12 protein-coding genes are annotated in these 13,898 nt (G+C 45.2%); 3 read left to right on the plus strand and 9 right to left on the minus strand.

Translation table 11 applies throughout. The annotated features are described in order from the left end of the window. Positions 1–13: 13 nt before the first annotated feature. Positions 14–1,885 (minus strand): M23 family metallopeptidase, encoded by a 1,872-nt coding sequence (locus KI659_RS04570; protein WP_246535281.1) that lies wholly within the window; start codon positions 1,883–1,885, stop codon positions 14–16. Beyond that, positions 1,872–2,483 (minus strand): fumarylacetoacetate hydrolase family protein, encoded by a 612-nt coding sequence (locus KI659_RS04575; RefSeq protein ID WP_213944143.1) that lies wholly within the window; start codon positions 2,481–2,483, stop codon positions 1,872–1,874. The genes KI659_RS04570 and KI659_RS04575 overlap by 14 nt, the downstream gene beginning before the upstream one ends. Positions 2,484–2,679: 196 nt before the next feature. Here KI659_RS04575 and KI659_RS04580 point away from each other — a divergent pair, with 196 nt between their 5' ends. The 3 genes from KI659_RS04580 (at position 2,680) to KI659_RS04590 (ending at position 6,236) form a co-directional block, all read left to right on the plus strand. Beyond that, positions 2,680–5,025: a TonB-dependent receptor gene (locus tag KI659_RS04580; protein ID WP_213944144.1), complete on the plus strand. Its 2,346-nt coding sequence runs from the start codon at positions 2,680–2,682 to the stop codon at positions 5,023–5,025. Positions 5,026–5,030: 5 nt separating this feature from the next. Then, positions 5,031–5,942 (plus strand): DUF4249 domain-containing protein, encoded by a 912-nt coding sequence (locus KI659_RS04585; protein ID WP_213944145.1) that lies wholly within the window; start codon positions 5,031–5,033, stop codon positions 5,940–5,942. 84 nt (positions 5,943–6,026) lie between these two features. Further along, positions 6,027–6,236 carry a hypothetical protein gene (locus KI659_RS04590; protein ID WP_213944146.1) on the plus strand — a complete coding sequence of 70 codons (210 nt, stop codon included), beginning with the start codon at positions 6,027–6,029 and terminating at the stop codon, positions 6,234–6,236. Positions 6,237–6,403: 167 nt separating this feature from the next. Here KI659_RS04590 and hemN read toward each other — a convergent pair whose 3' ends face one another. The 7 genes from hemN to ccoN form a co-directional block, all read right to left on the minus strand. Next, positions 6,404–7,765 (minus strand): oxygen-independent coproporphyrinogen III oxidase, encoded by a 1,362-nt coding sequence (gene hemN / locus KI659_RS04595; protein ID WP_213944147.1) that lies wholly within the window; start codon positions 7,763–7,765, stop codon positions 6,404–6,406. Between the two features lie 78 nt (positions 7,766–7,843). After that, on the minus strand, positions 7,844–8,551 hold the full coding sequence (locus KI659_RS04600; protein WP_213944148.1) for a sulfite exporter TauE/SafE family protein: 708 nt from the start codon (positions 8,549–8,551) through the stop codon (positions 7,844–7,846). A gap of 1 nt (position 8,552) precedes the next feature. Next, on the minus strand, positions 8,553–8,981 hold the full coding sequence (locus KI659_RS04605) for a FixH family protein (protein ID WP_213944149.1): 429 nt from the start codon (positions 8,979–8,981) through the stop codon (positions 8,553–8,555). A gap of 101 nt (positions 8,982–9,082) precedes the next feature. Beyond that, positions 9,083–10,477 carry a cytochrome c oxidase accessory protein CcoG gene (gene ccoG, locus KI659_RS04610; RefSeq protein ID WP_213944150.1) on the minus strand — a complete coding sequence of 465 codons (1,395 nt, stop codon included), beginning with the start codon at positions 10,475–10,477 and terminating at the stop codon, positions 9,083–9,085. A gap of 94 nt (positions 10,478–10,571) precedes the next feature. After that, positions 10,572–11,456, minus strand: a complete 885-nt coding sequence (locus tag KI659_RS04615) for a cbb3-type cytochrome c oxidase N-terminal domain-containing protein (RefSeq protein ID WP_213944151.1) — start codon at positions 11,454–11,456, stop codon at positions 10,572–10,574. Beyond that, entirely contained in the window at positions 11,453–11,662 is a 210-nt protein-coding gene (locus KI659_RS04620; RefSeq protein ID WP_213944152.1) for a CcoQ/FixQ family Cbb3-type cytochrome c oxidase assembly chaperone, read from the minus strand. Before KI659_RS04620 ends, KI659_RS04615 begins: the two co-directional genes overlap by 4 nt. Before the next feature lie 7 nt (positions 11,663–11,669). Then, a complete protein-coding gene (ccoN, locus tag KI659_RS04625) occupies positions 11,670–13,874 on the minus strand; it encodes a cytochrome-c oxidase, cbb3-type subunit I (RefSeq protein ID WP_213944153.1) in 2,205 nt (734 codons plus the stop codon). Positions 13,875–13,898: the final 24 nt, after the last annotated feature.

The raw sequence follows: 13,898 nt of genomic DNA on the forward strand, positions 1-13,898 counted from the left end.
GGTTTTTGGTTATTCAAATCTTTGAAGTAAACACCGCCTCGTTGCCCGCCTTGTCCCTTACTTTGAGCAAAACATCTCCCTTGTATGGTTTTGCGTCTCTTTTTTCAGACCAGATCACTGACTGCTTATGCTCGTAACGCATCCAAACCCATTCTCCATCCACAAACGCTTCAAAACTGTCAATCCCCGATAGGTTATCCGCAATGGTAAACCTTAATCCCGAGGAGTTGACCCTGACAGGGTTGATCCTTGGCGGGGTGCTGTCTTCCGCGATTACAAAAGTACCAAAATTTTTGGTTTTGAACCTGATCTGATCCCCTATCCATTGACCGCCTATAAAAGACCTCCAACCATTTTCATATTTAAGATACACGTGAGCTTTGTCTCTAGCACCCTCAAAATGACTGGCATCCATATCAATTTCCAAGTTATTCCATAGGTATTCATAGGGTGAGTTGACCGTCAGTTGCCTGTCAGGGCCGATTTTGTGATAATTATACCTAAGGTATAAATCATCGAAATGGGTGTTGTCGGCAAAGCGGAAACCAGTGCTTCCATCGGTAAAAAATAGTTCTTGCTGAAATGGAATTTTTGCCCTCACATCTGGAAATAATTTTTCTGTGCATACATCTACCGAGTCCGGCATTCCGTATTCCATGTCCCAAAGGTAGGTGCGCTTATTAGATCCCACATAGGCTGGTGGTATTTCCATGACTAACCCATTTACAAAAAACTTGGCCAAAACCCCCTCTGCAGCGCCTTCACCATTGACCACCATGATGTTGTTTTGGTAGCTGATTTGCTCATTCCCAGCCGTTTGATTTCTCCCGCCTAGATTGGATTTAGCTTCTGTGCCCTTAAAGGACAACTTCAAAGTCGACCTGTTTTTGTACACATCCTCGAGTAAGACCTCAATGGCACGGCTTTCACCTGGCTTCGCATCTATGCTTCCGCTAAGTGGCTCGCTGGGCGTGTAGAAAGGGAAAAGGTTGTTTTTGGCTTTGTAGAGTTTGGTAAACCTGTTTCTGTGGGTATGGACAAGTAAATATCTGCCGATATTAAAATCAATCACATCCACATTACTTTCAAAAACCTTTTCTCCCTGGTCATAAATCTGGTAAATAGGAAAGCCATTGGGGTTGTGCATGTTGTCCAGCTTGTCAAAAGCCAATACTTCTATACCAACTTTCCCGGCAATTTCTAAATCCTGATTGACTGTAAACTTTTTACCATCATAGATCACAGGGAATTCTGTGCGCTGAAACTTTCCATTTACCCGGCTGTCGATGGTGAGCGGTGTGATGGCTACTTTTTGGACGGTGGGCGGGGTGTTGTCCACTATTTCGGAGAAACCAAATTTCAAGGGATCCAAAGCCCTATCAAGGGAGTCTCGAATCTCAAAATGCAGGTGGGGGCCAGCAGAACTACCTGTATTTCCGCTGTAGGCAATGATATCCCCTTTTTTGACAGGAAGAGCTGTCGGGTCCGGGTAAACCTCAATTTCATTTTTTTTCTGGCTATAGGCCTCTTTACGAATGTAATCCCCAATTTCATCGTTGAAGTTTCTCAGGTGAGCATAGGTAGTGATCTGCCCATTGGGATGGCGCAGGTGAATGACATTTCCATAGCCAAAGGTGGACGCTTTCATGCGGTAGACATAGCCGTCTGCAGCGGCATAGATGGGTAATCCCTGCCGGCCTTCCGTTTTGATGTCGATGCCGCTGTGGAAATGGTTGGGCCTGATTTCACTCATGTTGCCGGCCAAAAAGTTTTGGTGGCCAGGTTTTACGGGGAAGAGATAGTACCCTTTTTCAATATTAGCCGAAGCCATCAAGATGGCTCCGGCTAAAAATACAATTGCGAAAAGAAATTTATTTGATTTCAAAATCAAGCAGCTTTTTATCCTCTATATACGCCTCTAACCTGTCTCCTATGCTGATTTTGCTAACCCCTGCAGGAGTACCGGTGAAAATGAGGTCTCCTTTTTTTAACGTAAAAAACTGTGAAACATATTCTATAATGGCACCAAAATCAAAAAGCATCATGTTGGTGTTGCCTTTTTGCTTTTCCTCACCGTTGATGGCCAAGTGGAAATTGATGTTGTTCAGATCCTTAAAATCTGCTATGGGCAAAAATTCCCCGATGGGTGCAGAGCCGTTGAAGGCTTTGGCGATTTCCCAGGGAAGTCCTTTCTCCTTGCATTTTTGCTGAAGATCCCGAGCGGTGAAATCAATACCGATTCCGATTTCATCAAAATAACGGTGGGCAAACTCTTTTTTGATGTACTTGCCTTCCTTGTTTATTTTCAGCACCAGTTCGACCTCGTGGTGGATGTTGGAAGAAAAATCAGGGTGGTAAAATGGCATGTTTTTCTTCAGAACTGCCGTGTCGGGTTTGAGGAAAACAACCGGTTCTGCGGGCCTTTCATTTTCCAGTTCTGCTATATGTTCGGCGTAGTTTCTGCCTATGGCAATGACTTTCATGGATGTGCTTTTAGTGTCTGCTAATCAGAAGCACAAAGAAACTTAATTAGCCTTGATTTTGAAAGCCGTAAGGCGAAAAAGGTGAGGGGAGAAATGGGAGGTGAAATTCAAAAAAATCAAAATTAGTTTTTATTTTTAAGGTTTTAGTCTAGATTTGGATTCCCAGTTTTTGAATTCTTATTGTAGCTATCCCTATATGAGTAAAATTTTTACCCTCCTACTAATCCTTTTTGCCACAGCTTCTTTTGCCCAAAAAGTCACCTTGAATGGAATTGTGAAAGACAAAGAAACAGGCGAAAACCTCATTGGCGTGAATGTTTTCGACAAAACCACCCAAAAAGGAGCTGTTTCCAATAATTACGGTTTTTACAGTTATACCAGTCAGGGTGGCGAGGTGGAAATCCTCTTCAGCTATGTGGGATACGATCCCTTTATTTTCAAGCAAAACCTTACTGAAGACATCACTCTCCATGTGGAATTGACTCCGGCCCATCTGTCGGAATTTGTGGTGGAAGGCTCACGGGAAGAACTGATCCAGGAAAACACCCAGATGGGGAGCATCAACGTGCCCCTGCGTCAGATCAAGGAAATGCCTGCTCTCTTTGGAGAGGTGGATGTTTTAAAAGTGCTTCAACTCCTGCCTGGGGTGCAATCCGGAACGGAAGGTGCCAGTGGTATGTATGTGCGAGGGGGAGGGCCCGACCAGAATCTCATACTGCTGGACGGCGTGCCCGTGTACAACGCCACCCACCTTTTCGGTTTCTTCTCGGTTTTCAATGCCGATGCGCTCAATAATGTGGAGCTTATCAAGGGAGGCTTTCCGGCCAGGTATGGGGGGAGGCTTTCTTCAGTCATTGATATCAATATGAAGGAGGGGAATATGAAGGAGTTTCATGGGGCTGGATCTATAGGATTGATTGCTTCTAAGTTGACTTTGGAAGGGCCGATAGTGAAGGACAAGACTTCATTTTTGTTGTCTGCCAGAAGGACCTACATTGATCTATTAGCGAGGCCATTCATCCGTAGAGAATCAGGGGGACAAGAAAGTGCCGGTTATTATTTTTATGACCTGAATGCTAAAGTGAATCATATTTTTGATGACAAAAACAGGCTTTACCTGAGCGTGTATGGTGGCGATGATGTGGGATATACCAGATCGGATTATTCCTCAAACAGCAACAATGAACGTATGAGAAGTACCTCAGAAACCGGACTGGGTTGGGGTAACCTCATTACAGCCATCCGTTGGAATCATATTTTCAACAAGAAATTATTCGCTAATTTCTCAGGGACTTACACCAAGTATCATTTCAGGATTTTTGATGAGTACGATTACAGTAGGGTAGGGAATGGAGTCGAAGAAGACAGGTTTTATCAAGCTGATTACAGATCTGGAATTAGGGATTATGCCTTGAAGGCCGATTTTGACTACATTCCAAACACCAACCATTATGTCCGCTTTGGAGCCAATCATATTTTTCACCGCTTTACCCCTGGTGTATTTACTGCTACAGAAAGAGCCGAATGGTTTGATATGGAAGGTGGGGATATTTATGATAGTCAAGAATACGCTGTCTATGTTGAGGATGATATCCAACTAGGGCGAAGGGTCAAGTTAAATGCAGGGTTACACTATTCTGGTTTTATGGTAGATGGTGAGCATTACAATTCACTTCAGCCCAGAATTGCCTCAAGATATCTGATAGATGAAAGCAGTTCGGTAAAAGCCTCTTTTGCCACTATGACTCAGTTTATCCATTTGTTGAGCAATGCTGGACTCGGTTTGCCTACAGATCTATGGGTGCCTGCCACTTCAAACATTGGTCCTCAGCATTCTTGGCAGACAAGTTTGGGCTATTATAAATCCTTACCCGGAGGATTTGAGTTGAGCACCGAGGCATATTACAAAGAGATGGAGGGGTTAATTGAATATAAAGACGGGGCCTCATTTTTAAATATGGGTGAAAATTGGGAGGATAAAGTGGAAGTAGGTAGGGGCAGAAGTTATGGTGTAGAAATGCTTTTGCAAAAAAAGGTAGGGAAAACTACTGGTTGGATCGGCTACACGCTTTCCAAAACGGAACGCCAATTTGAAAATCTAAACCGCAACCAATGGTTTCCTTTCCGATATGATAGAAGGCATGACCTCAGTTTGACGGTATCACATCACCTGACGCCCAAAATCCATCTATCAGGTACCTGGGTTTATGGTACTGGAAATGCCATCTCCATTCCGACGGAAATCTACCAAAGCTATGAAAAACATCAGTTCTATGGTCCAATGTTCGGACAAGTGGAGCATTATGACGAAAGGAACAACTTTCGTATGCGGGATTACCATAGACTGGATCTAGGAATTAATTTCATAAAGCAAAAGCGCTGGGGCGAAAGGGTTTGGAACATATCTATTTACAATGCTTATAACAGGATGAATCCTTTTTACATGGATATCACCAGGAACCGGCAAACACAGCAGAAAGTGTTGGCTCAGTACACCCTTTTCCCGGTAATGCCTTCTTTCTCTTATGGATTTAAATTTTGATTTTGATGGTGAATTTTAGATTTGTTTCAGCCTTATTCCTGCTAATTGGACTGGCCTCCTGCGAAAGATACCTAGAGGTGGATTTGCCTGCACATACCCCAAGGTTTGTAATCAATACTGATTTGGAGGCAGGCAGACCAGCAACGGTTTTTGTGAGCCAGACTCGGGGAGTTTTGGAGGAAAGTAATTTTTCTCCGGTCCGGGACGCCAAAGTGGAGATGATTGAGGATGGCGAGCAAGCCTATCCTTTAAGCTTTCAAGGTTTTGAAGGCCGATTTAATAATACCCTAAATGGATACGTATCCGAAGCGATTGAGATACAACCTGGTAGGACTTACCATTTGAATGTGGAAGGCAGACTGGAGTCAAGCCATAATACGGTTACAATCCCAAGTGAAGTTCCGATTAAGTCGTTGGAAATTAAAGAGGTCGGAGGGGATAATGTCGAGTTTGTCTTAACTTTCGAAGATCCAGAGGAGCGGAATTTTTATGAAATTACAGTTTTTTATGACGGGTATATGACATATCAGTATAGTGACGATAGGATAGATACTGTTTCTGAAAGTAGCGCAGTTCGAATAGAAGCCCTCAGTCCGGCATACCAGAGGGACTTTTCGGTCGGGAGTGGATTGTTGATTGACGACCAGCTGTTCAATGGAAATGAAGCTACAATAGAATTTTCGGCAAATTTGAGGTATAGATTGACAATGGAAGTAACGGTGGTGCTAAAAAATGTCACCGAAGATTATTACCTATATGAAGTGACTCGAGGCCTGCAAAGGCACACCGGAGGTGACCCCCTTGCCCAGCCGGTGTCGGTCCATAATAATGTCAATGGGGGCAGGGGCATCATCAAGGCAGGAGTAATTTCTAAGGAGAAAGTGCCGTTTGCTTTTTCTGGGGCGCAGGGAAATTAAGAAAAGGGGGAATTGGTTAATTGTGAAGAGAGACTGAAACTTAAGAGTGGTAAAAATGTTAATTTTGTTAAAGACAAAAACATTATGGACATCCAGACAGAAAAATTACGGTTAATTGAGTGGCTAGCAGGGCTAAATGACCCTAAAATACTTGAGGAGTTCATCAATTTGAAAAATAAGAAGGATGTGGACTGGTGGGAACAGATCAGTGCGGAAGAACGGTCTGAAATCGAGCAAGGACTACAACAGGCAGACAAAGGTGAGGTTAGGGAAAAGTATAAGAAATGGCTTTAGAGATTATCTGGAAAACTTATCTAATATTCGTTCATCCAGACAACTACTCCCAAAGTAAATTTCGGAAAGGATAAGTTGGATTTTTACCTATGACTTAAAAAAAAGCAACGCCATCCAGCGTTGCTTTTCCTTTATCGATAAACCGTGTTAACCTTTATTGAGTATGTTTAAACCGTACTGCTGAACAGCTGCGTTTCGGGCTGGTTTCTCCAGAGTTTGGCGTCCAGGGCCATGCAGATGTTTCGGATGAAGGGCTTGCCAGCTTCGTGGACGGTGATCTTGGTCTCACTGATTTCGATCAGGCCGTCTTTTTCGATATCCGTCAACCTTTCCAGCCCCTCCAAAAGTGCTGGCGTGTACATGCCTTCCTCATCCCAATGGGTGTGGAAAGTGCACATCAAATTGAGAATATGCTGCCGAATAATGAGATCCTCATCCGTAAGGATATGGCCTCTAAATACCGGGAATTTACCTTCATTTACAGCTGCTTTGTAATCTTCAATCTTCTTTAAATTCTGGCCAAAGGCTGTCCAAGTATCGCTGATAGAGGATGCTCCCAATCCGATCAACAACCCCGTAGGACTGGCACTGTATCCCATGAAATTTCTATAAAGTGAGCGGTTCTGGGAAGCGATGTATAATTCATCCGTGGTTTTGGAAAAATGGTCCATACCGATTTCCATATACCCAGCCTCCTCCAGGAGGGCTTTGCCGGTTTCGTATAGCTTTCTCTTCTCCTCATTTTTGGGAAGGTCGGCTTCCGTGTAGGAGCGCTGCCCCGGGCTGGTCCATGGCACGTGCGCATAACTGTAGAAGGCGATCCTATCAGGTTGCAGTATCTTGACTTTCTCGATTGTATTGATGATGCTGTCCAAAGTTTGCAGAGGCAATCCATAAATCAGATCAAAATTGATGGAGGTGTATCCGATCTTCTTGGCCTGCATGGTTACCCGCTCCACATTCTCATAGGGCTGAATTCTATGAATCACCCGCTGCACCTTTTCGTCAAAGTCCTGGATGCCAAAGCTCACCCTTCTGAATCCCAGATCATATAAAGTCTGCAGGTGGTCTTCAGTCGTATTGTTGGGATGGCCTTCGAAACTCATTTCCGGCTGATCAGCAAGTGTGCTTGCCTCCAAAATGCCCTCAATAAGGATTTTCAGGTTTTCTGGTGAAAAGAATGTAGGCGTGCCTCCACCTAGGTGGGTTTCCTTGATCAATGGCTTTTCGCCAAACAATTCCAAATACATCTTCCACTCCTTAAGCAAGGTCTCGATATATGGCTCCTCCACCTTATGGTTGATGGTGATCCGCTTGTTGCAGCCGCAATAGGTGCAGAGCTTTTCACAATAGGGGAGGTGTATATAAAGGCTCAGACCGGCGCCGGTGATTCCCGAAACCATGAATGCCTTCTTTACATGTTGCTTCCAAGTTTCCTCGTTGGGAGAGGTTTCCCAATAGGGCACGGTAGGATAGCTGGTGTATCGGGGCCCCGGTACGTTATATTTGGTGATCAAAGATTGACTCATAGTAATCGATGTTTAGATAATTGTCCGATGACGGATGTCGGATGACCGATGTCCGGAGCCGGATGATAATTTTATTCCTTATTTCAATCCACACATGGTTATTCCAGCTTCTACAAATTCCAGAACTGGACTCAGAAAAGGAATGCCTAATCCTAGCCCCCTCACGATGAGGACAATTCCGAAAACGCCTGTGACAAATGGAATGACTTGACGGATGTTGTTTCTAAATTTCAAACTTGCAAAGCTTCCCGCGAAGACCAAGGTAATCATGGCCGGCAGGGTGCCCATACCAAAAGCGGCCATGTAAATGGATGCCTCTGCGGGGCTGTTTTGCAACAATGAAGCAGCAATGGCCAAATAGACCAAGCCACATGGAAGAAAGCCATTGAGAACACCAATCGAATAAGCCGATAGCATTCCTCTTTTTTGAAATTGCTTTCTAATTTGCCCTTTCAGCCAATTGACCATTTGTGCGAGTCTGCTGCTGGGGCTTAGTTGGTTTTGAATGGCTGCTGGTAGAAATACGGACAGCAGGATTACAATACCCAGAATGACCGAAAGGCTTTTCTGAAAACCGGCCATGGCAATCCCTGTTCCCAGCAGTCCAAATAACAACCCCAAGAGGGCGTAAGTGGTCACCCGGCCCAGATTATAGTTAAGCCTGTTAAGGAAGAAAGCCGACTTGTTTCCGTTTTTGCCGGGAAGGGCCAAGGCGATGGGGCCGCACATGCCCACGCAGTGGAAACTCCCCACAAAACCTAAGGTAAGGGCTGTCCAGATTGCCATGTTAATGGAAGTTTAAGGCTTCTTCGGTATAATACTCCACTCCTTGGGACTGCCAGTTGATTTTTACCCGGTAGAAGCCTGCTGGTAGCTGGTCCACCGGGATGACCTGCTGGTAATCAGCATTCACCTCAACAGGTTTTTCAAGGTCAAACATGGAATCTGATGGTCGGAATATTTGGATATCACCCTCGATTCCAGGTAGTGGAGGGAAAGTGATGCTTACCGTTTTATTCTTGAATTTCACTGCCACTGGTGATTCCAGTTGTTTGGCATTGTTGATCTTGTCGATTTGCTGCTGGAATTTGAGCTCCTGTTCGTAATAATTGTCGGTCACCAAGTCAATGTTTTCCTGATGGGCCCTTACTACCAACATGATCATAAATGCCACAAAGCATGAGAAGAAAATTGCGATTCCGTGTCCCCAGTTCATAATGTTTATCTTTAACATTACAAAGGTGCGGTAAAAAGGCAAGGTAGGGTATGAGGGGTGTCACGGAAAAACCTGATTAATGTCAGGTTTTTCCGTACTGCCTATCGGCCAATGAATTTGGTTTTCACTTTCTTAAGTGGTTGGCCGCCCTCATAGATTTGCAGGATTACCGGTTGGGAAAGGCCGCTCATTTCATCTTTTTCCATGTAAATGAACAGGGCGCCCTCAGCAGTGCCCTGGGCAGGCAAAGTGATCTGGTTTTTTCCCACAAGTGTCGCTGTTCCAACCATGCTTTCTAGCTCTAGTGTCATCTCACGATTCGTCTTATTGATGACTTTATAATTGTAAAGGTTGCTGATTCTACCATCCTCTAATTTTTGTGGCATCATGCCTGGGGTACGGAGGATAGTGGCATCGACTTCAGTTCTCAAGAAAAGCAGACCAGAAAGCAGCCCAGTAATCAGCACCAAAACCACCGTGTAGGCAATACTACGCTCGTTCCAATGGAAGCCGCTTTTGCCTTCTGCGATGTTTTCTTCCGAATCATATCGGATCAAGCCTTTGGCAAGCCCTACATTATCCATGATGCTGTCGCATGCATCAATACAGGCGGTGCAGTTTATGCACTCCAGCTGGGTGCCGTTTCGGATGTCAATTCCGGTAGGGCACACGCTCACGCAGAGGCTGCAATCCACACAGTCTCCCTTGAGGGCGGAGCTTCGGTCCTCATTTTTACGAAACTTGCCCCTGTTTTCCCCTCTTTTGTAATCATAGGCCACCACAATGGATTTCTTGTCCAAAAGTACCCCCTGTAGCCTTCCGTAAGGGCAAACATTGGTACACACCTGCTCACGGAAGAAAGCAAACACACCATAAAAAACGCCCGTGAAAACCAATATGGCAATGAAGCCTGAAAGATGTGCCGTAGGTGGCTCGGTGATAATTTGAAGCAACTCCTCGCTTCCGATAATGTAGGCCAGGAAAGTGTTGGAAATGATAAAGGATATCAGGAAGAAGATTCCGTGTTTGATGCTTTTCTTCCAAACCTTTTCAGCATTCCACTCCTGTTTGTCAAGTTTTTTCCGGGCGGTCCAATCGCCCTCAATCCAGTATTCAATACGTCTAAATACGCCCTCCATAAAAATAGTCTGCGGACAAATCCATCCACAGAAGATCCTGCCATACACCACCGTAAAGAGCACGATAAAGATCACTCCCACGATCATGGCTAGTCCGAACAGGTAAAAATCCTGTGGCCAGAAAATTTGGCCAAAGATGATGAATTTCCTTTCCAGGATATTGAGCATTAATACCGGTTGGCCATCGATGCGTAAAAATGGTCCGGCAAAAAGAATGATCAAAAGTATGGTGTTGACGAAATGTCTCCAATTTGTGAACTTCCCTTTTGGCATTTTGGGGTACAGCCATACCCGCTTGCCGGATTGGTCCACTGTGGTGATTTTGTCACGGAAATCTGTTTTTTCCACGGTTTTCATTAGGTTCTAGGCTTTAGGGGGGGCTGTAGTGTAATGAGAGAAAGAAATAGGACCGAAGGCGTGGTCAGTCGCCCCCGGCCCAAAAAAAATGGGTTTATTGTCTGATAAACTCGTCACCTTCCGGTGCTTTGGCATTTGCAGGTTCAGTGCCTTCCTTGCTCATGATGTAGCTGGTTACCATCTGGATCTGTTCCGCGGAAAGTTGGCCTTTCCAGCTGATCATACCCTTGGAAGGTACACCGTCGCGGATTACTTTGAAGATGTCGCCAACCTCACCGCCGTGTATCCAATAATTGTCTACCAAGTTAGGTCCTACGGTGCCCTGAAGTTCCTGCCCGTGACAGGCTCCACAGTTCCCATCGTAGATGCTTTTACCCTCCGTTAAGCTTTCTTCATCGGAGAGGAAAGTAACATTGGTCTCGTTAAGCGCGCCGCCGATGGATTCGAAGTAGGCATCAATTTGAGCTTTTGCTGTGACCATTTCATGTTCGTATTCCTCAGCCTGCAATTTCCCCCATCCGAAGATGTGATAGTTGGCCATATAGAATACAGCAAATACGATGGTCACATAGAACATGGCTTTCCACCAAGGAGGAAGACTGTTGTCCAGTTCACGAATGTCATCATATTCGTGGTCAGTCATGACCTCAAACTCGCGCTCTACCGGTACGGCATCAGTAAGTCTATATTCCAGTCGTTTCCAGAATCCAACCTGTTCAGGGATGATACCCATCTCTGCTGCTTTCTGCGCATCGATTACTTTCTTCAGGGCATAGAGCGCATAGGCCAGTCCCAATAGGGCCAACACCACAAATCCGGCCATGAATATCACCGCTCCCAGCATCAGGTCTGCTGAAGTCCAGTTGGTATAATCCAGCGTCGGAGTGGCTTGCGCAAATGCGGAAAGGGTAGGCAGGGTCACCAAACCTAGGGTGAATGCGGCTCCTTTGTTTATCCGTTTTAAAGAAGGTCTTTTCATGGTAAATCTATTTTGTTGCCAGTCTCTGAATAAGTTCCGTCTTCATCAAGGGGTAAATTCTCTACACCCGAAAAGAATTCTTTTTTGGTATAAAATGCCCACAGAATAAGTGTAGTGAAGAATATGAAGAAGATGAGCAGGGAGATCATGGGATAGATCTCTATCCCGATGATTGAATCCATATGTTGTTTTACAAATTTGAGCATGGCTGTATTATTTAGCTGGTTCTATGTGATAAGGTTTAGCCACTTTGCCTTCTGGGTTGATGTCGGTACCCAGTCTTTGCATGTAAGCGATTAAGGCGATGATTTCTCTATCGTTTTTAACCTCAATTCCGCTTTTAGCAAGGTTGGCTGTGATTTCATCAGCCTGCAGGTACATGTCGGCCACAGCCTGGTTTTCGTATCCCTCGGGATAAGGTACACCCAACCTTCTCATCACATTGATCTTGGCTTCCGTGCTGGCTACATCTATGTCCTTTTCAAACAACCAAGGGTAGCTTGGCATGATTGAACCTGGTGACATGGACTCTGGGTCGAGCATGTGGTGATAGTGCCAGCTGTCCGGATATTTCCCGCCTAGCCTTAGGAGGTCAGGGCCCGTACGCTTTGATCCCCATAGGAAGGGGTGATCGTATACGAATTCCCCTGCTTTGGCATATTCCCCATAGCGTTCGGTTTCGCTTCGGAAAGGCCTTACCATTTGGGAGTGGCAGTTGTTACAGCCTTCTTTGATGTAGATATCCCTGCCGTGGAGTTCCAGAGAAGTATATGGTTTTACACTTTCAATTGTAGGTATGTTGGAATCGATCAGGAAGGTTGGCACCATCTCTACTGCCCCGCCGATCATGATTACGATCAAGGAGCCCACTAGCAATTGGACAGGCTTTCTTTCAATCCATCTGTGCCAGTGCTCGCCTTTATGCTTCACATAAGTATCGCTCAATGGCGCTGCCTCTGCTTCTTCGTTTTTCAGGAATGATCCTTTTTTGGCGGTTTTGTAAAGGTTGTACCCCATGATCAAAGCACCAATGATGTAGATTGCTCCTCCACCTGCTCTAAGCGCATACATCGGCTTCAGCTGGGTAACCGTCTCCAGGAAGTTTGGGTAAGCCAATAGACCTTCTTGGGTAAACTCTTTCCACATCAGGGACTGCGTAAACCCGGCCCAGTAAAGCGGAAGAGCATAGAAAAGGATTCCAAGTGTAGCCAGCCAGAAGTGGGTGTTTGCTAATTTTTTGGAATAAATCTCTGTTCTGTAAAGTTTTGGGAAAAGCCAGTAAAGCATACCAAAAGTCAACATCCCGTTCCAGCCCAGACCACCGATATGAACGTGAGCCACTGTCCAGTCGGTAAAGTGAGAAATTGCGTTTACATTTTTAAGGGAAAGCATTGGCCCTTCAAAGGTGGCCATACCGTAGGCTGTGATTGCCACAACCATGAATTTCAATACTGCATCCTCTCTTACTCGGTCCCAAGCACCTCTTAAGGTCAAAAGACCATTGAGCATACCGCCCCAGCTAGGCGCTAAAAGCATGATACTGAATACCACACCGAGCGATTGAGCCCAGTCAGGAAGTGCATTGTAAAGCAAGTGGTGTGGACCCGCCCAGATATAAAGGAAGATCAGCGCCCAGAAGTGGATAATGGATAACTTGTAAGAATAAACCGGTCTGTTGGCTGCTTTTGGCACAAAATAGTACATCAAGCCCAAATAAGGTGTGGTCAGGAAGAATGCTACAGCATTGTGGCCATACCACCATTGTACAAGGGCATCTTGCACACCAGCGTAAAAGCTGTAACTTTTCATAAAGCTGATTGGCAACTCGAAAGAGTTTACGATATGCAAAACTGCCACAGTCACAAACGTACCGATGTAAAACCAGATGGCTACATACAGGTGTCTTGTTCGTCTTTTCACAATGGTAGCAAACATGTTCCATCCAAATACCACCCAAATCAGCGTGATGGCAATATCAATCGGCCATTCCAGTTCAGCGTACTCTTTGGAAGTAGTGAATCCAAGTGGAAGTGTGATGGCTGCGGATAAAATGATCAGCTGCCAGCCCCAGAAGTTTACCCGGCTAAGAATGTCGCTGTACATTCTGGCCTTACAGAGCCTCTGCAGGGAATAGTACACCCCGGTAAAAATACCATTGCCCACAAACGCAAAAATCACCGCATTGGTATGCAGGGGCCGGATCCGCCCAAAGGTGGTGTATTCGGTGTTGAAGTTTAAGGCGGGAAATACGAGTTGTAGCGCCACCAAGAGACCTACCAACATGCCGACCACGCCCCATATCATGGTGGCAATGGCAAACATTTTGACAATTTCGTTGTCGTAAGAAAAGCGATCCAGTCCCAGCCTGGATTGCCGTTCACTGTTTGGCCTTTCAAGAATTGCAGCTTCCTTGCTCATAGAGATTAATTTATTGATGGTAAA

Source organism: Litoribacter ruber, from assembly GCF_018449405.1.
In the GTDB taxonomy this organism is placed as follows: Bacteria; Bacteroidota; Bacteroidia; order Cytophagales; family Cyclobacteriaceae; genus Litoribacter; species Litoribacter ruber.